The following is a 17583-nucleotide window of genomic DNA, read 5'->3' on the forward strand; positions in this document are numbered from 1 at the left end:
GGTCGCCCTCCGTTGGTGCCCGATTCGTCAGGAAGCCATGGTTGCGGCCTGTTCGGCGAGGTACGGTTGCTGCCCGCCGTCCTACCGGTCGAGGCACCGACGACCGAGAACGGCCGGCGCGACGGCGGCGGGCGAAGGAGGAACCATGACCCGCCCGGGCCTGCCCAAGCTGATCGCCACGGACCTCGACGGCACGCTGGTCCGCAGCGACGACACCGTCTCCGCGTACACCCACGGGGTGCTCGACCGGGTGCGGGCCGCCGGCATCCCGGTGGTCGGGGCGACCGGCCGTGGTCCCCGGCTCGCCGAGCTCACCCGCAACGACATCCGCGCGGCCGACTACCTCGTGATGGCCGGCGGCGGCCGGGTGGTCGACCAGAGCGACCCGGCCGGCCCGGTGGTGCTGCGCGACGAGCGGCTCGCCCGGGACGTGCTGGCCCGGTTGCTGGCCGACCTGGAGGCCGAGGTCGGCCCGCTCACCGTGATGGTCGAGGCGTCCGACGAGCACGACGCCCCGCTGTGGGGCGACTACCACCCGAGCTGGCCGTACCCGGACCGGTTCGAGGCCCGCACCCGCGACGAGTGCCTGGCCGTCGACGTGATCAAGGCGTTCGCGCGGACGGCCGACCACCACGTGGACGTCCTGCTGGAGACCGCCCGCCGGATCGTCCCGCCGGAGGTCGCCACGCTCACCCAGGCCGGGCTCGGGTTCGTCGAGATCTGCCCGCCCGGGGTGGACAAGGCGTCCGGGCTGACCGTGGTGGCGCAGCAGCTCGGGGTCGACCCGGCCGAGGTGCTGGTCTTCGGGGACATGCCCAACGACCTGCCGATGTTCGAGTGGGCCGGGTGGGCCCGGGTGGCCGTGGCGAACGCGCACCCGCTGGTCCGGGCCGCCGCCGACGAGGTGACCCTGCGCAACGACGACGACGGCGTCGCGGTGTACCTGGACCGACTACTCTCCCGGTGATGGGAGAGACACCACGGCTGGTGGCCAGCGACATCGACGGCACGTTGCTCGACGACGAGCGGACCGTCAGGCCGCGCACCCGGGACGTGCTGACCCGGCTGGCCGCGCGGGGCACGCCGGTCGTGCTGGTCACCGGCCGTCCCATCCGCTGGCTCAAGCTGGTGTACGAGCAGCTGGCCGAGCCGCTCCCGGCGATCTGCGCGAACGGGGCGGTGGTGTACGACCCGGCCACCGACGAGGTGCTGCGGGCCGACCCGCTGGCGCCGGAGCTGCTCGCCGAGGTGGCCCGCCGGCTGCGCGCCGAGGTGCCCGGGGTCAGCTTCGCGGTGGAGATCGTGGACAGCCGCGAGATGCGACACGAGGCGCACTACCCGCTGCGCTGGGACGCCGACACCGACCTGATCAGAGCGATCGAGTCGCCGGAGGAGCTGCACTCGATGCCGGCGGTGAAGCTGCTGGCCCGGGCCGGCGAGCAGGACCCGGACGTGTTCGTCCAGGTGGTGGCCGGGGCGCTGCGCGGGCTGGCCGAGGCGACCCACTCGTCGTACTCGGGGCTGGTGGAGATCTCGGCGGCGGGCGTGACGAAGGCCGCCGGCCTGGCCTGGTACTGCGCCCGGCTGGGGGTGGACGCGCGGGACGTGCTGGCGTTCGGGGACATGCCGAACGACGTGCCGATGCTGACCTGGGCCGGGCGCGGGGTGGCGGTGGCCAACGCGCACCCCGCCGTCCTGGCGATCGCCGACGAGGTCACGGCGGCGAACTCGGAGGACGGCGTGGCGGCGTACCTGGAGAAGGTCTTCGGGGTGGGCTGAGCGCGCCGGGCCGGGCGGGGCCGCTCCGCCCGCTCGCCGGCCCGGCGCCGCCCGTCAGAGGTACTGGCCGGTGCCGTGGCCCTCGCCGCCCTGCGGCTGGCCCATGCCCGGCATGCCCGGGATCATCCCGCCGGGCCCGCTGGGCAGGGCGGCCCGGCCGGAGCGCATCTGCTCCAGCTGCACCCGCGCCGCCATCTGCTGGGCGACCAGAGCCGCCTGGATGCCGTGGAACAGCCCCTCCAGCCAGCCGACGAGCTGGGCGTGCGCGATGCGCAACTCGCTCTCGCTGGGCGCCTTGTCCTCCGTGAAGGGCAGCGAGATGCGCTCCAGCTCCTCGCGGAGCTCGGGGGCCAGGCCCTCCTTCAGCTCGACGATCGACCGCTCGTGGATCTCCCGCATCCGGTGGCGGCTGGCGTCGTCCAGCGGAGCGGCCTTGACCTCCTCCAGCAGCTGCTTGATCATGCTGCCGATCCGCATCACCTTGGCCGGCTGCTCGACCAGGCGGGTCGGGTCCTCGCCCGCGCCCTCGTCGGTCTGCACGGTGCCGACCGGCCGGCCGTCCGGGCCGACCACCACCACCGTGCCGGAGTGACCGGTGCCGTCGTGGCCCGGCTCGTCGTTGTGTCCAGGGGAACGCGCTTCGGTCATGCGTTCCATCTTCGCGCAGCGGGTGCCGTGGACGCTCGCCGGGACCATTAGGAAGGCCTCATGTCGACGCATCCGGTAGAGGAGGGAACCCTTCTTCCACCCGACAGCGCGCCGGGGGCGGGGCACGCTACCGTCGCCGACGTGTCCGCCGATCCCCGCGCCGTACTCAGCCGCCCCGCCCCGCCCCCGGACGCCACCGTCGCGTACGGCGGGCACCCGGACCAGATCGCCGACCTGCGCCTCCCGGCGGGCGACGGCCCCGCGCGGCCCCTGGTCGTCGTGGTGCACGGCGGCTTCTGGCGGGCCGAGTACGACCGCACCCACACGGGTCCGCTCGCGGCGGCCCTGGCCGCGCTCGGCCACCCGGTCGCGCAGTTGGAGTACCGGCGGACCGGGCAGCCGGGCGGCGGCTGGCCGGGCACGCTGACCGACGTGCTTACCGGGGTGGCGGCGCTGCCGGAGCTGGCCGCGCCGGTGCTGGGCGACCGGATGCCGCCGGGCCCGCCGCTGCTGGTCGGCCACTCGGCCGGCGGCCACCTCGCGCTGTACGCCGCCGCGTCCGCCCCGGACACGGTCGGCGGGGTGCTGGCCCTGGCCCCGGTCGCCGACCTGGCCGAGGCGTACCGGCTGGACCTGGACTCCGGCGCGGTGGCCGCGCTGCTCGGCGGCGGCCCGGAGGATCACCCCGAGCGGTACGCCGCGGCCGACCCCCGCAGCCTGGTGAACAGATCGACGCCTACCGTGATCGTGCACGGTCTGCTGGACCGCCAGGTGCCGGTGGCGTTGAGCCGCGCGTACGCCGAGGCGGCGCGGGCGGCGGGCAGCCCGACGCGCCTGGTCGAGCTGCCGGAATGCGAGCACTTCGGGCTTATCGATCCGGAGTCGGCGGCCTGGCCGACGGTGGTCGATGCGGTGCGGTCTTTCGGGTGATCACTGAGCATTGACGCAGCGTGCCCGACCGGGTAGGAACGCCGAGGGGCCTATCTGCCCTGCTCAGATCCCCGGAAGGAACGCGGTGTCCCAGATGAACCGTAGGCGGGCACTCCAACTGTTGGCCGCTCTCGGTACCACCGGCCTGACCGCCGCCTGCGGCACCGACGGCGACGGCGACGCCGCGTCGGCCCCGGCAGGCGAACCTATCAAGATCGGTCTGATCGCACCGCAGTCGGGCGGCTACAAAACCATCGGCGAGGAGATCACCAACGGTTTCCAGCTCTACCTGGACCTCCACGACCAGCGCCTGGGCGGGCATCCGGTGACTCTGCTGACCGCCGACGAGGGCGACAGCGCGGAGACCGGCACGGCGGCCGTGGAGAGCCTGCTGAGGCAGGGTGCCCTGGCCCTCACCGGGGTGGTCAACTCGATCGTGATGGCGGGCATCCGGGACACCGTGGAGAAGGCCCGGGTCCCGCTCATCGGCTCCAACGCCTCGCCCAGGAGCCTCCAGAGCGTCGTCTACATCTGGCGCGCCTCGTACGTGCTGGACGAGCCGGGGCGGGCGCTCGGCCCGTACCTGGCGCAGAAACTGTCACCGGGCAGCAAGGTCGCCATCGTCGCGCCGAACAGTCCCGCCAGCCGGGACGTGATCGACGGGTTCAAGGCGCGCTTCGGCACGGCCGGTTCCGCCGACCCCCGCATCTCGGACGCGGTGGTCTGGACCAACCCCACCGACTCTCCGGGGGGCACCACCTACGCCGCAGACATCCGCAAGGCGCTGAGCCGCAACCCGGACGCGATCTTCTGCGACTTCGCCGGCTCGGCGGCTGCGCAGTTCATCAGGCAGCTGTACCGGGAGGGGTACCGGGGCCCGATCTACGCCCCCGGGTTCCTCACCGAGGGCACCGTGCTCAGCGACGTGCAGGAGGCGGAGTCCCGCAACATCGTCACGGCCCTGAACTACTCCGCCGACCTGAACAACACCGCCAACCGGATCTTCGCCTCGGCGTACCGGAAGCACCACAACGTGTCCCCCACCACGTACGCGATGGCCTCGTACGACGCCGCGCAGGTGCTGGACAAGGCGATCCGGCTGGCCGGGTCGAACCCGACCTCACAGCAGGTGAACCTGGCGCTGGGCAAGATCGGCCAGATCGACAGCCCGCGCGGGGCGTGGCAGTTCAACCAGCCGCGCACCCCGCAGCAGAAGTGGTACCTGCGCAGGGTGCAGCGGGACGGCCGCCTCGTCTCCAACGTGCTGATCAACGAGCTGGCCACGCTGGGCTGATCCCCGCCCAGGCGGGTCCCTTCCTCCGCGGGGACCCGCCCGTGCCGTCAGGTGACCCGCGGGGTCAGTGGCGCAGCTCGGCGATGCAGCACTTCACGCTGCCGCCGCCCTTCTTCAGCTCGGCCAGGTCGACCGGCACCGGGTTGTACCCGGCGGCCTTGAACTTGCCGGCGAGCCGGGTCGCCTCGCTGTTGAGGACGACGTTGAGCCCGTCGCTGACCAGGTTCAGGCCGAAGGCCAGGGCGTCGGAGTCGTCGGCGATCACCGCGTCCGGGAAGAGTTGGGCGAGGACCTTCTGGCTGGCCGCCGAGAAGGCGCCGGGGTAGTAGACGATGTTCGCGTCGTCGATCGAGGCCAGCGCCACGTCCAGGTGGTAGAAGCGCGGGTCGACCAGGCGCAGCGACACCACCGGGCGGCTGAGCGCCTCCTGCGCCTCCGCGTGCGCCGGGAGCTCGGTACGGAAGCCGTGGCCGGCCAGGATCAGCCCGCCGTGCGCGTCCGGCAGGTACGCGAAGTCACCCTCGCCCTCGTTGGTCTCGTTCGGGGCGACGAACCGCCAGCCGTGCCCCTCGTAGAAGGCCCGGTGCGCGGCGGCCTCGGCGGCCCGCTGCTCGTGCTTGAACTGGGCTCCGTAGACCGTCCCGTCCACCACGAACGCGCCGTTGGCCGCGTACACCATGTCGGGCAGCCCGGCCTGGGGCGTCAGCAGGTGCACGTCGTGACCGAGATCGATCAGCGTCTCCCGCAGCCGGTCCCACTGCTTGACCGCCAGGCCCGCGTCGACGGGGGTGGTGACGTCCATCCACGGATTGATCGCGTACTCGACGGCGAAGTGCTCGGGCGAGCACATGAGATATGTCCGCTTTCGCGCGACTCGCTGCTGGTCCACGATGACCAAGGGTAGGTAGGCTACACCTTTGGTAACAGCCACAACCATTGCTTCCCGAAGGCGGAACGTTGCAGATAGACGCGGTAGATCAGCGAATCATTGCGTTGCTCGTGGCCGACGCCCGCGCGTCGTACGCCGACATCGGCAGCCGCGTGTCGCTGTCCGCTCCCGCGGTCAAACGCCGGGTCGACCGGCTGCGCGCCACGGGCGTGATCCGGGGCTTCACGGCGGTCGTCGACCCGGCGGCGGTCGGCTGGACGACCGAGGCGTTCGTGGAGCTGTTCTGCGCCGGACGGACCACTCCGGCCCAGATCGGCGTGGCCGCCCGCCGGCATCCCGAGGTGGTCGGGGCGTACACCGTCTCGGGGGAGGCGGACGCGCTGGTGCACCTGCGCGCGGCCGACATCGCCCACCTGGAGCAGTCGCTGGAGCGGCTCCGGGCCGAGTCGTTCGTCACCTCGACCCGGAGCACGATCGTGCTCTCCCGGCTGGTCGAATCCCCCGGCGTCGGCCCGTCCACCCCCTGACGCGGCACCACGTCCGCCTGGTCGGGACATCGCGGCATCCGTCGGCGCCCGCCGGAACCGTGACCGGACGGCCGGCGTCGAACCGGACATGGCACGGGGAACGGTAACCGCCGCGGCCGGCACGCTGGCCGCGTTGACCCTGCTGGCGGGTAGCGCGGCCGGGCTGCCGCGCGGCACGACGGAGCCCTGGACGCCCCCGGCGGGGGCCGTCCGGCTGGTGTCCTTCGACTCGTGCGCCGACGCGCTGGCCCGGCTGCGGGCGGCGGCGACCGAGTCGGTCAGCCCGTGGGGCCTCGCGCCCGAAGCGATCGACCTGCTGGGCGGGCCCGTCCCCGCGATGGGCGACGTGCGGAAGTCGCGGGCCGGCGCGCCGGGCGGGGAGGCCGCGCGGGCGGATCACTCGACCACGAACAACCACGAGCCGGACGCCGACGAGCCGGACCTGGTGAAGACCGACGGACGACGGATCGTCACGGTCACCGGCGGAGTGCTGCGGGTGACGGAGCCGGCGACGCGGCGGATCACGGGCCGGCTGGACCTGGCGGCGGGTGACGACCCCACCCTGCCCACCGACTGGCCCGCCGCGAGCCTGCTGCTGCACGGCGACCGGGCGCTGGTGCTGGTCCGGTCGGCGCCGCGGGTCCGGGTCATGGGCGGGAAGCGGCCGGCCGACAGCGGGGAGCCGGGCCCGCGGCTGCTGCTGGTGGACCTGGCCGGGCCGCCGGCGCTCGTCGGGACGTACCGGATCGACGGGAGCCTGCTCGACGCGCGGCTGACCGGGGCGACGGCCCGGGTGGTGGTCCGCTCGCATCCCCGGCTGACCTTTCCGTACCAGCAGGACGCCACGGACGAGGAACGGCTGGCGGCGAACCGGGCGGTGATCGCCGCAGCCGACCTGGACGCCTGGCTGCCGACGTACGAGTGGACCGAGGGCGACCGGCGCGAAGCCGGCAGGGTCGGCTGCGACCGGCTGAGCGCGACGGCCGACAGCACCGGCAGCGCCGTGCTCACCGTGCTCAGCTTCGACCTGACGACCGGCCGGCTCGGCGACGGCGACCCGGTCAGCGTCGCCGCCGACGCGGACACCGTCTACGGGACGGCCCGCAGCCTCTACCTGGCCGGCTCGCGCCACCCGGCCGGCCGGCCCTGGCGGACCGGGTGGGGCATCTCGGCCGGGCCGGCGGCCACCGCGATCTACCAGTTCGACACCGCCGCCCCGGGCCGGCCCCACTACCTGGCCGCCGGCGTCGTGCCGGGCACGCTCGTCAACCAGTACGCGCTGTCGGAGTGGCAGGGCCGGCTCCGGGTGGCCACCACCAGCGGCGATTCCCGGCCGCTCCGCGAGGGCACCGAGTCGGCCGTGTACGTGCTGACCCGCCGCGACGGCACGCTGACCCGCACCGGCTCGGCCACCGGGCTCGGTCGGGGCGAGCGGATCCACTCGGTGCGCTTCCTCGGCCCCACCGGCTACGTGGTGACGTTCCGGCAGACCGACCCGCTCTACTCGCTCGACCTGACCGACCCGGCCGCGCCCCGGGTCACCGGGGAGCTGAAGATCACCGGGTACTCGGCGTACCTGCACCCGGTGGGCGAGGACCGGCTGCTCGGGGTGGGCCAGGAGGCGGACGAGCGGGGGCGGACGCAGGGCCTCCAGGTCTCCCTGTTCGACGTGGCGAACCCGGCCCAGCCCGCCCGGCTGGCCAGGTACCACGTGCCGGGAGCCGCCTCCACGGTCGAGTTCGACCCGCACGCGTTCCTGTACGACGCCCGGACCGGCCTGGTGGCGCTCCCGGTCGACAACGCGCTGCGCCTGCTGCGGGTCACCGGCTCGTCCGTCGGGGAGGTCGGCCGGGTCGCGCACCAGGGTGGCGCCCCGGTCACCCGGTCGCTGCTGGTCGGCGGCGTTCTGTGGACCGTCTCCGACACCGGCCTGCGGGCAAGCGACCCGGCCGGCGCCGAACAACTGGCCTGGCTGCCGACGACCTGACTCCTTCCCTTCCCTTCACAGGTACATGCCGGTGCGGTGCTCGCCCTGGTCCCGCTGGCCGGGCTTGTCGCCCTCGCCGAAGAAGCGCTTGCCGCCGAACTCGCCGTGCAGCCGGTCGTCCAGCTCGTCGGCGAGGCCGGTCATCACCTGCACCGCCAGCATCAGGTGCGTCGCCTGGAAGTTGCGGCCGAACACCGGGATGGACGCCCAGACCGTGTCGTCGGCGCAGTAGAGCCTGCCGATCGGCATCCGGTTGGTCAGCTCGGAGAGCTTCACGTAGAGCCGCTCGGTCGGCTCCACCTCGGTGAGCACGGGCGAGAAGACGTCGACCAGGGGCGGGTTGTCGCGTACCCGGACGAACACCATGGCCGACCCGGCCCGGATGCTGATGTCCCCGTCCGAGTCGACCTGCAACTGGTCGGCGTTGGACTTGAGCATCGTGGAGACGACCGTCCGGACCCGCTCCGCCAGGCCCAGCACGTCCTCCTCCGCCGCCTGCGCGGCGGCGGTCAGGGCCTCGTCGAGGTCGGTCTCGGCCGCGCGGTCCGGGCCGAACTCGCCGCGCGCGGTGCCCAGCGGCTCCACGGTCATGGGCTCGCCGTCGGCGTCCTGCACCAGGTAGACCAGGAACGCGGGGTGCGGGGCGCCATAGACGTCGCGCAGGGTACGCGAGAGCAGGGCGGCGATCCGGGTCGCCTCGGCGGTGTCGCCCGCCAGGCCGAAGTACTCGCCGGAGCCGGCGACCACCCCGGGCGGGGACCAGCCCAGCGCGACCATGTCGGCCACGGCGGCGCGGTCCAGCCGGTAGCCCTGGGGAAGGGTGGCGTTGCCGACCGCCTGTGCGGAGAGCCGGCCGGAGTCCGCGATGTCCACACTGATCGAGTAGACGGCGTCGCCGGTGCCGGAGGCGGTCGGGTCGAGGGTCAGCTCGACGTGCGACCCGGTGGGCAGCTCGCGCAGCCGGTCGGCGAGGGCGCGGGCGAACTCCCGCCAGGCCTCGGTCACCTTGGCCCGCAGGTCAGCCGTGGTCGGCTCGTCGAGCAGGATCGACTCGACCTGCTCAGGCGCGCCGCCGGGCGGGTTTCCGGCCGGCGTCGAGGGGTGGCCTACCGACATGATCGCCTCCGTCCGTCCCGATCACCCTACCCAGCGCGCCGGGGGGCCCAATCAGCCGGACGAGGATCGGACAACGGGCCCGAAACCGGGCCTCCTGCGCGGCGTGGGGCGGGGTATCGGTCGCGCACGGCGCGGGTGTCGGTCGCGCACGGCACCCGGGTGTCGGTCGCGCACGGCACCCGGGTGTCGGTCGCGCACGGCGCGGCCTGGAGGGGGTCAGTCGGAGGGCGGCCCGCCCAGTTCGACCGGCCAGGTGGCGGCCAGCTCGCCGAGGCGGGCGGCCGCCGCCGCCGGCTCGGCCCCCCGTCCCACGGCCAGGCCGAGCAGGTACGCGGTGACCGGGGCGCCGGGCCGTAGCACCTGGTGGGCGACGTCCCTGGCCAGGTCGAGCACGACCGGCACCGGCACCTCGACCGCGTCGAGGCCCAGCTCGGCGCAGGCCGCCGTGACCCACTCGTCCATCACCGTCATCGCGTCCACTCCTCCGCCCGGCGTACGTCCTCGTCAGTGTCGCAGTCGAACCAGGGCGGCGGGCCGTCGCCGGACCAGTGCACCTCGTGGACGGCGAGGCCGTCGAGCAGCGCGCGCAGGGACGCGCCGTCCACCGAGCCGCCCCGGGCGGCCGCGAGCCGGTCCACGGCGGCCCGCAGCACGGGTACCCGCCAGACGCCGCACAGGGTCTGCCGCCGCCCCTCGTCGTCGACGTAGCAGGCACCGTCCACGCCCGGTTCGGCGAGCCGCTCCCGCAGCGCCCCGATCGCGGGCCGGGTCAGCAGGGGCAGGTCGCCGGCCAGCACGGCGACGACCGTCGTACCCGGAGGGAGCAGGGCCAGGCCGGCGGCGACGGCCGCGACCGGGCCACCGCCGGGCGGGCGTTCCCGGGTCGACCGGACGTCCTCCGGCACCGGCCGGGGCGGCCCGACCAGCACCCGGGCGGCGGCGTCGGCCACGGCGTCCAGCACCCGGTCGCGCATCGGACGGCCACCGACGGGGAGGTCCGGCTTGTCCACGCCGCCCATCCGGCGGGCAGCCCCGCCCGCCAGCACGATCGCCGCATAGCCCGTCATCCGGCCACGGTACCGCCGAACGCCGCGCACGGCGTTCGGCGTGCGCCTGCGGGTCGGCCGTCACGCCTGCGGGTCGGCCGTCACCGGACCCGTGCGCACGCGAACTCCCAGGACCTGCGTTTCGCGCGATAGGAAACGATTCGCGGCTCCGACGAATCGCCATTTTCGCCGCAATTCAGCGAATCCCTTTTGGGGCCGCCCGGCACCGGGCCGGGTACGTCCGGCCAGCAGCGGCAGCAGCACGATCTCGAACGCGACCAGCAGGAGGGAGGCGACGGAGTCCCAGAAGCCGGGCCCGGTCGGGGTGCCGTCGACGAGGGCGGTGACGACCCGGGTGCCGAACTCCCAGATCAGGGGCGCGGTCCACAGCGCGACGGTGACCAGCAGGACCCCGACGCCGGCGCAGGTGATCAGTGCGAACCAGGGCGCGAGCTGCCGATCGCGCGGCGACCAGTTCCCCTCGGCCCAGTCGGACCGCCGCACCCAGGGCAGCCAGGAGAACCGGTCGCGCAGGTACGCCCGGCTCACCTCGTCCAGGTTGGTGCAGCCCAGGGCCGTGGTGGCGACGTAGTACATGTCCGTGCGCAGGAAGACGTAGAACTGCCAGGACATCCGCAGGAGCACGGTGTACACCACGGCGAGCGCGAGCCGTCCCGCCCAGGACAACCCGCCGGACAGGTCGGCCGCGGCAGCGAGCACGAGCGTGCCGAAGAGCACCGCGTCGGCCAGCAGCCCGGCCAGCATCGGCAGGTATCGCTGCCACGCCAGCACGGTGAGCAGGGCGTCCAGTTCGGTCTCGACCACGGCGTAGTAGAGCCGGCGGCCGACCCGCATCCGCGTGGGCAGGCCGAGCCGGCGGGCCGCGAGCAGGTGGTACCACTCGTGCCACAGGATGGCCGGCGACTGGCAGAGGGCCAGGCCCAACTGGACGGCGAGCAGGGACGGCACGAAGAACACGTTGCTGGCCTGCGGGCGCAGCTCCGGCCGGCTCACCATGGCGACCGCGGCGGCGGCGATGACCAGCGCGTACGCGGCCCAGGCGAGCGGGGAGAAGGTGGCCCTGCCGAGCCGGCGGAAGCGGACCTTCGGCGGCGTGGCCAGGGGCTCCCCCTCGGCCCGGACGAATCCCAGCTCGCGCATCGCGTCCACGAAGTCGGCCATGTCGACGGTCTCGCCGTAGGTGCGCAGGTACCACTGCTCGGCCGCGGCGACCGGCATTCCGTCGGCGAGGCGGCGCAGCAGCGCGACGCCGTCCTCCGGCAGCACGGCGAAGGAGGCGGCGTCGACACGGCCGACCGTGACATCGTCCCGCTCCTGGACGTACGTGAGCGGGTGGAACTCCAGGCGGGTGGTTGACATCGGTCCTCCATCACGGTGAGGGCCGGTGACGGCCGCCCCGGCGCCGCAGACGCCGGGGCGGCCGGACCGGTCAGCAGCAGTCCGTGCAGTACAGCGGCGCAGACGTGGTGAGCTTGATGGAACCGGTCTTGCGAATCGTGATCTTCTTCATGACGTTCACCTCCTCGGACGGCGTCGTGCGGGGGGCCGGCCTGGGCCTGGGGAAGAACCTGCCAGCCCGGCGGGCCGCGCGGCATGGGGAGCGGCCCCCAAACTCCGGGGGACACCCACCGTCGAAGATGGGGCCGCTCCCCCATTTCCGTGATCGACCCGTCACGCCACGCTGTCGCAATGCGAGATGACGCGCTTTCGGTGATCGTCTGTGGCTCCAGCGCCGCGATGGCGACCTCGGGGTACCTGTCCTGGCTGCGCCAGGAGATCGACCTGCCGCTGCGGGTGCTGCTCACGGCGAGCGCCGAGCGGTTCGTGCAGCCACAGGTGGCCGCCTGGTACGCCGACGAGGTCTACACCGGCGCCGATCCCACCCTGAACCCCACGGAGTTCGCGAAGCGGTCCCTGGGCATCGTGGTCCTGCCGGCCACGGCCAACACGATCGCCGCGGCGGCCCTCGGCCTGGCCGGCAACCCGGCGCAGACCGCACTGCTGGCCAGCGACCGCCCGTCGCTGTTCTTCCCCAGCATGAACCGCTCGATGTGGGTCAAGCGGGTCACCCAGCGGCACGTGGAGGCGCTGCGGGACGAGCGGCCACACGGTGGTGGAGCCGCAGGAGCGGGTCATCTTCGAGTTGTGGCAGCGGGAGAACGCGGTCGGCATCGCCATGCCGCCGCCGGACGCCGTGGCCGAGCTGATCGTCAGCTGGCTGGAGGCCACCCTGCCCGCCGAGGCCGACGCCGACGCCGACGCCGAGGCCGCGGGTCCCGCCGGGGCTTAGACCGCCGGTCCCGGCGGCGTTGAGGCCGCCGGCCGCGCCGGGCTTAGACCGTCGGTCCCGCCAGCGTTGAGGCCGCTGGCCGCGCCGGGGCTGGGACCGCGATCGCCGGCCACGCCGGGGCCGAGGAGCCTGCCGGGGCCGAGGAGCCTGCCGGGGCCGAGGAGCCTGCCGGGCCGAGGAGTCCGTGGGCCCCGCCGCCACCGCCTGAGTCCCCCGGCCCTTTCGTACGGGAGGTCCCGGCGGCGGTCGCCGGTGTGCGGGGTGGGCGGTTCGGGCAGGATGGCGGGATGGGACGGGCGACGGACCGAAGGAGCGTGCTCCGGGTCGACCTCGACGCGGCGGCGGACGGGCGGGCGACGGTACGCCGGCCGGACAACCTCGCGGTGGAGGAGCCGTTGGAGATCCGCGTCGGGCCGGGCGGCCCGGGCCGGCGGCGCCCGCTCGCGGTGACCATGCGTACGCCCGGCGACGACCTGGACCTGGCGATCGGGTTCCTGCTGACCGAGGGGCTGATCCGCTCCGACGCCGACGTGCACACCGCTCAGCTCTGCGCGGGCGCGGAGACGCCGAACACGTACAACGTGGTGGACGTGGTCCTCACCCGCGGCGTGCCCGAGCCGAGCGTCGACCCGGCCCGGAACTTCTACACCACCAGCTCGTGCGGCGTCTGCGGGAAGGCCAGCATCGACGCGGTGCGGACCCGATCCCCCTTCGCCGTCGCCGGCGACCCGCTCACCGTGCCGGCCACGCTGCTGGCCGAGCTGCCCGACCGGTTGCGGGCGGCCCAACGCGCCTTCGACCGCACCGGCGGGCTGCACGCGGCCGGGCTGTTCACCGCCGACGGGGAACTGGTGGTGCTGCGCGAGGACATCGGCCGGCACAACGCCGTCGACAAGCTGGTCGGCTGGGCGGTACGGCAGCGGCGGCTCCCGCTCGCCGGCCACCTGCTGCTGGTCTCGGGCCGGGCGAGCTTCGAGCTGACCCAGAAGGCGTGGATGGCGGGGATACCGCTGCTCGCGGCCGTGTCCGCGCCGAGCACCCTGGCAGCGGACCTCGCCGACGAGGCGGGGATGACCCTGGTCGGCTTCCTGCGCGGCCGGACGATGAACGTCTACACGGCAGCTCACCGGGTGAGCGCCGGCAGCGCCTGACCGGCGCGCGGCGCGACTTGACCCAGTGCGCGGCACGGCGAGACCTGACCGGCGCGGCGCGACCTGACCGGCGCACGGCACGGCGCGACCTGACCGGGCGCACGGCACGGCGCGACCTGACCGGGCGCACGGCACGGTGCGACCTGGCCGTGGATCGGCCGACTGACCGCATGATCGACTCTGTGTCGCCGACATGGCGGCATCAGCGCCCCACGTCCGCCCGATGTCGCCGACATGGCGGCATCAGCGCCCCCACGTCCGCCCGATGTCGCCGACATGGCGGCATCAGCGCCCCCACGTCCGCCCCATATCGCCGACATGGCGGCACCGGCGCGCCCCCACGTCCGCCCGATGTCGCCGACATGGCGGCACCGGCGCGCCCCCACGTCCGCCCCATACCGCCGACATCGCGCGGTATCGGCGCCCCCACCGAGCCGCCCGACGCGGTCGCGGCTCCGGTCAGGTGGGGCGACGGGGGCGGCGGCGGCGCGGACGGAGCACGGCGGGCGGGCTGACCGCCGGCCAGCCGTCCAGCCGGGACGGGGGCACCCCGGTGCGGAGCAGCTCGTCGAGGAGCAGCGCGAGCGAGTACCCGGGATGCGCCGCCAGGACGCGCTCCAGCGCCACCGCCGCCAGCGCGCCCTGCCCCGCCCGCCAGGCGGCGAACGCGAGCAGGCAGCCCGGGGCCGCGATCAGCTCCGGGGCGGCGCGACGCAGCACGTCCGTCCACAGGTCGATGTCGCCGTCCCGCCCGTCGGTGCGTTCCCACGCGTGGTCGCGGATCGGAAGGTGGGTCAGGAGCACGGTCAGCCAGGCCACCTCGTCGTCGGGGAGCCGCTCGCCCCGGCGGTGCCGGCGCAGGGCGGCGCGGACGGCGTTCACCCCCGCCCGGCGCAGGGTGCGTCCGCCGATCAGGTCGGCCGTGGGCGCTCCCGCCAGCAGGGCGTCCCTGCGGCGCTCGGCACGGGCGACCGCCGTGCGCATGGCCGACGCGGCGGGGCCGCCGAGCGGGGCCACCTGCGCGGTCAGTGCCGCCCGGTCGGGCAGCGCCACCTGGCCGGCGAACACGGCCGCCGCGCTGACCTCGCTGGCCCCGGCGTCGTACGGGGTGCCCTCGGCGGGGCAGCAGGCGGGCTCGGCGCACAGGTACGACCAGTAGCGTCCGTCGGTCACCCGTAGCGCGTCGAGCACGGCCAGCCCGGCGGCGGTCAGCGACCCGCGTACCGCGTCGACGGCGGGGGTGACCCGGGCCGCCTCGCCGTACCCGAGCACGGTGGCGGACTCCGCGCCCTGCCGCGCGATCACGCCGGCGAGGTGGATGGCCGGGTCGAGCGGGTCGGCGCCCGGTCCGGGCAGGTCGGCGCGGGCGGCGAAGACGATCCGCGGGCCCCGAAGTGCGACCACCACCACGCTGTCGGCGGGATGGAAGCCGAGCAGGTACGGCACGGCGGCGATCAGGTCGGCGGGTGAGCGGACGGCGAGCCGGGGGCGGTCGGTCGGAGTCATGGGGGCAGCCTGGGCCGCCCGGGAGCGCCCCGGCAGGCCCTGTGGACGACACGCGGGTTATCCACAGACACGGAGAGTATCGGCGCAGGTCGGCAAGGGTTCATCGGTCGGCCGAAAGTGCCGGCGCGGCCCGGGGGCGTTCACCGGTGGGACCACACCGGCTACCTTGCGCTCATGGACCTGGCGTACCTGCGGGCGCACCCGGAGCACCTGCCGACGTTCCTCACCCATCAACGGATCAGGGAGACCCCGGTCTCCGGCGGCAGCAACTGCGCCGCCTCCCGACTGACCCTGGACGACGGGCACTCCGTCTTCGCCAAGTCCTGGCCCGAGGGTGCGGGCCGGCCGGTGCCGGCCGAGTTCTTCGCCACCGAGGCGGCCGGGCTGCGCTGGCTGCGGGAGGCCGGCGGGGCACCCGTACCGGAGGTGGTGGTGGCGCTGCCGGAGCTGCTGGCGCTGGAGTGGCTGGAGCCCGGCGAGCCGACGCCCGAGGCCGCCGAGCGGTTCGGCCGCGAGCTGGCCGCCACGCACCGCGCCGGGGCCCCCGCCTTCGGCGCGGAGTGGGCCGGCTTCATCGGCGCGCTCCCGCAGGACAACACCCCGGACGCGGGGCCCTGGTCGGCCTGGTTCGCCCGGGCGCGGCTCGCGCCGTACCTGCGGATGTCGGTCGACAACGGCGCGCTCACCGCCGCCGAGGCCGCCCTGGTCGAGGAGGTCGTGGACCGGATCGGCGAGTTCGGCGGCGACGAGCCGCCGGCGCGCGTGCACGGCGACCTGTGGCCGGGCAACCTGCTGTGGGGGGCGGACGACCGGGTGTGGCTGGTCGACCCGGCGGCGCACGGCGGCCACCGGGAGACGGACCTGGCCCTGCTGGCGCTGTTCGGCGGGCCGCCGCACGCCGACCGGATCATGGCCGCCTACCGGGAGGCGTGGCCGCTGGCCGACGGGTGGCGGGAGCGGGTGCCGCTGCACCAGCTCCACCTGCTGCTGGTGCACACCGCCCTGTTCGGCGCCGCGTACCGCGATGCGGTGGGCAACGCCGCCCACGCCGCGCTACGCGGGGTCGACCGCGCGACCGTCACGCCACCGACCGCGCTGCGCGGGGCCGACCGCGCTACGGTCGAACGGTGACCGCCGCGCCACCGACCGACGGCGTCCTCGTCGACCGGTACGGCCGCGTCGCCCGGGACCTGCGCGTCTCGCTGACCGACAAGTGCAACCTGCGCTGCACGTACTGCATGCCGGCCGAGGGGCTGCCCTGGCTGGCCGGGCCGCAGTTGCTCGACGACCACGAGGTCGTGCGGCTGGTCCGGGTGGCGGTGGAGCGGCTCGGGGTGACCGAGGTGCGGTTCACCGGCGGGGAGCCGCTGATCCGCCCGGGACTGGTCGGCATCGTCGCCGCCGTCGCCGCGTTGGAGCCCCGGCCCCGGATCTCGGTGACCACCAACGGCATCGGGCTCGGCCGGCTGGCACCCGCGCTGCGGGCCGCCGGGCTGGACCGGGTGAACGTCTCGCTGGACACCCTCGACGCGGAGCGGTTCGCCCGGCTGACCCGGCGGGACCGGCTCGCCGACGTGCTCGCCGGCCTGGCCGGGGCCGCCGCCGCCGGGCTCACCCCGGTCAAGGTCAACAGTGTGCTGATGCGCGGGGTGAACGACGACGAGGCTCCCGCGCTCGTCCGCTTCGCCCTGGCGCACGGCTACGAGCTGCGGTTCATCGAGCAGATGCCGCTGGACGCCCAGCACGGCTGGGACCGGGACAGCATGGTCACCGCCGAGGAGATCCTCGCCGCGCTGCGTACCGCGTTCGAGCTGACCCCGGACCCGGCGGAGCGGGGCGCCGCGCCGGCCGAGACGTGGCTGGTCGACGGCGGGCCGGCCCGGGTGGGGGTGATCGGCAGCGTGACCCGGCCGTTCTGCGGCGACTGCGACCGGACCCGGCTCACCGCCGACGGCCAGGTCCGGGCCTGCCTCTTCGCGACGGAGGAGTCCGACCTGCGCGGGGCGCTGCGGGCCGGGGCGGACGACGGGGAGTTGGCCCGACTGTGGCGCACGGCGATGTGGGGCAAGCGGGCCGGGCACGGCATCGACGACCCGGCCTTCCTCCAGCCGGCCCGCCCGATGTCGGCGATCGGAGGTTGAGCGTGCTGACCGTCCGCTACTTCGCCGGGGCGCGGGCCGCCGCCGGCACGGCCGAGGAGAGCGTGCCCGCCGGCGGCTGCCTGGACGAACTGGTCGGCGAGCTGGCCGAACGGCACGGCGAGCGCCTCGCCGCCGTGCTGCGGGCTGCGAGTTTCCTGGTCGACGGCGTCGCCTGTCATGATCGTGGGGCACCGCTGCCGGCCGGCGCCACGATCGACGTGCTGCCGCCGTTCGCGGGCGGCTGAGAGGGGATCCGTG

Annotated in this window: 19 protein-coding genes; 11 read left to right on the forward strand and 8 right to left on the reverse strand. The window is 74.7% G+C overall.

The genetic code is table 11. From position 1 onward, the window contains the following. The first annotated feature begins 145 nt into the window (after positions 1–145). Positions 146–967, forward strand: coding sequence for an HAD family hydrolase (locus ABGB16_RS08140; RefSeq protein ID WP_347667345.1), 822 nt, complete (start codon positions 146–148; stop codon positions 965–967). Further along, the gene (locus tag ABGB16_RS08145; protein ID WP_347667346.1) at positions 967–1779 is read left to right on the forward strand and encodes an HAD family hydrolase; all 813 of its coding nucleotides are present in this window, start codon (positions 967–969) and stop codon (positions 1777–1779) included. Before ABGB16_RS08140 ends, ABGB16_RS08145 begins: the two co-directional genes overlap by 1 nt. 54 nt (positions 1780–1833) lie before the next feature. Here the strand turns inward: ABGB16_RS08145 and ABGB16_RS08150 are convergent, their stop codons facing one another. After that, positions 1834–2436 (reverse strand): bacterial proteasome activator family protein, encoded by a 603-nt coding sequence (locus tag ABGB16_RS08150; protein ID WP_347667406.1) that lies wholly within the window; start codon positions 2434–2436, stop codon positions 1834–1836. Positions 2437–2568: 132 nt separating this feature from the next. Here ABGB16_RS08150 and ABGB16_RS08155 point away from each other — a divergent pair, with 132 nt between their 5' ends. After that, complete coding sequence (locus ABGB16_RS08155; protein ID WP_347667347.1) at positions 2569–3357, forward strand: alpha/beta hydrolase; 789 nt, start codon at positions 2569–2571, stop codon at positions 3355–3357. Between the two features lie 85 nt (positions 3358–3442). Further along, complete coding sequence (locus tag ABGB16_RS08160) at positions 3443–4651, forward strand: ABC transporter substrate-binding protein (protein ID WP_347667348.1); 1209 nt, start codon at positions 3443–3445, stop codon at positions 4649–4651. Between the two features lie 64 nt (positions 4652–4715). Here the strand turns inward: ABGB16_RS08160 and ddaH are convergent, their stop codons facing one another. Continuing rightward, positions 4716–5549, reverse strand: coding sequence for a dimethylargininase (gene ddaH, locus ABGB16_RS08165; protein WP_347667349.1), 834 nt, complete (start codon positions 5547–5549; stop codon positions 4716–4718). 59 nt (positions 5550–5608) lie between these two features. On the opposite strand from ddaH, the gene ABGB16_RS08170 reads away from it, so the two are divergent. Both ABGB16_RS08170 and ABGB16_RS08175 read left to right on the forward strand, forming a co-directional pair. Next, complete coding sequence (locus tag ABGB16_RS08170) at positions 5609–6067, forward strand: Lrp/AsnC family transcriptional regulator (protein WP_347667350.1); 459 nt, start codon at positions 5609–5611, stop codon at positions 6065–6067. Positions 6068–6155: 88 nt separating this feature from the next. After that, positions 6156–8054: a beta-propeller domain-containing protein gene (locus tag ABGB16_RS08175; protein ID WP_347667351.1), complete on the forward strand. Its 1899-nt coding sequence runs from the start codon at positions 6156–6158 to the stop codon at positions 8052–8054. A 15-nt stretch (positions 8055–8069) separates the two neighbouring features. Here the strand turns inward: ABGB16_RS08175 and ABGB16_RS08180 are convergent, their stop codons facing one another. The 5 genes from ABGB16_RS08180 to ABGB16_RS08200 form a co-directional block, all read right to left on the reverse strand. Beyond that, positions 8070–9170 carry a hypothetical protein gene (locus tag ABGB16_RS08180; RefSeq protein WP_347667352.1) on the reverse strand — a complete coding sequence of 367 codons (1101 nt, stop codon included), beginning with the start codon at positions 9168–9170 and terminating at the stop codon, positions 8070–8072. Positions 9171–9386: 216 nt separating this feature from the next. After that, a complete protein-coding gene (locus ABGB16_RS08185; RefSeq protein WP_347667353.1) occupies positions 9387–9641 on the reverse strand; it encodes a DUF6457 domain-containing protein in 255 nt (84 codons plus the stop codon). After that, complete coding sequence (locus ABGB16_RS08190) at positions 9638–10237, reverse strand: NTP transferase domain-containing protein (protein WP_347667354.1); 600 nt, start codon at positions 10235–10237, stop codon at positions 9638–9640. The genes ABGB16_RS08185 and ABGB16_RS08190 overlap by 4 nt, the downstream gene beginning before the upstream one ends. A 60-nt stretch (positions 10238–10297) precedes the next feature. After that, complete coding sequence (locus tag ABGB16_RS08195) at positions 10298–11596, reverse strand: hypothetical protein (RefSeq protein ID WP_347667355.1); 1299 nt, start codon at positions 11594–11596, stop codon at positions 10298–10300. Positions 11597–12099: 503 nt separating this feature from the next. Continuing rightward, positions 12100–12306 (reverse strand): hypothetical protein, encoded by a 207-nt coding sequence (locus tag ABGB16_RS08200; RefSeq protein WP_347667356.1) that lies wholly within the window; start codon positions 12304–12306, stop codon positions 12100–12102. 41 nt (positions 12307–12347) lie between these two features. On the opposite strand from ABGB16_RS08200, the gene ABGB16_RS08205 reads away from it, so the two are divergent. Further along, positions 12348–12527, forward strand: coding sequence for a hypothetical protein (locus tag ABGB16_RS08205; protein WP_347667357.1), 180 nt, complete (start codon positions 12348–12350; stop codon positions 12525–12527). A gap of 287 nt (positions 12528–12814) precedes the next feature. Continuing rightward, the gene (gene fdhD / locus ABGB16_RS08210; RefSeq protein WP_347667358.1) at positions 12815–13678 is read left to right on the forward strand and encodes a formate dehydrogenase accessory sulfurtransferase FdhD; all 864 of its coding nucleotides are present in this window, start codon (positions 12815–12817) and stop codon (positions 13676–13678) included. Between the two features lie 459 nt (positions 13679–14137). On the opposite strand, the gene ABGB16_RS08215 is transcribed toward fdhD, so the two are convergent. Then, positions 14138–15184: a DUF4192 domain-containing protein gene (locus tag ABGB16_RS08215; RefSeq protein ID WP_347667359.1), complete on the reverse strand. Its 1047-nt coding sequence runs from the start codon at positions 15182–15184 to the stop codon at positions 14138–14140. A gap of 174 nt (positions 15185–15358) precedes the next feature. On the opposite strand from ABGB16_RS08215, the gene ABGB16_RS08220 reads away from it, so the two are divergent. From ABGB16_RS08220 to ABGB16_RS08230, 3 genes are read left to right on the forward strand one after another with little or no spacing between them, the layout of a single operon-like run. After that, positions 15359–16315: a fructosamine kinase family protein gene (locus tag ABGB16_RS08220; RefSeq protein ID WP_347667360.1), complete on the forward strand. Its 957-nt coding sequence runs from the start codon at positions 15359–15361 to the stop codon at positions 16313–16315. After that, complete coding sequence (gene moaA / locus ABGB16_RS08225; protein ID WP_347667361.1) at positions 16312–17325, forward strand: GTP 3',8-cyclase MoaA; 1014 nt, start codon at positions 16312–16314, stop codon at positions 17323–17325. Before ABGB16_RS08220 ends, moaA begins: the two co-directional genes overlap by 4 nt. Beyond that, positions 17322–17570, forward strand: coding sequence for a MoaD/ThiS family protein (locus ABGB16_RS08230; protein ID WP_347667362.1), 249 nt, complete (start codon positions 17322–17324; stop codon positions 17568–17570). Before moaA ends, ABGB16_RS08230 begins: the two co-directional genes overlap by 4 nt. Positions 17571–17583 lie beyond the last annotated feature (13 nt).

The sequence above is a fragment of the Micromonospora sp. B11E3 genome (assembly GCF_039871625.1).
Lineage (GTDB): Bacteria > Actinomycetota > Actinomycetes > Mycobacteriales > Micromonosporaceae > Micromonospora.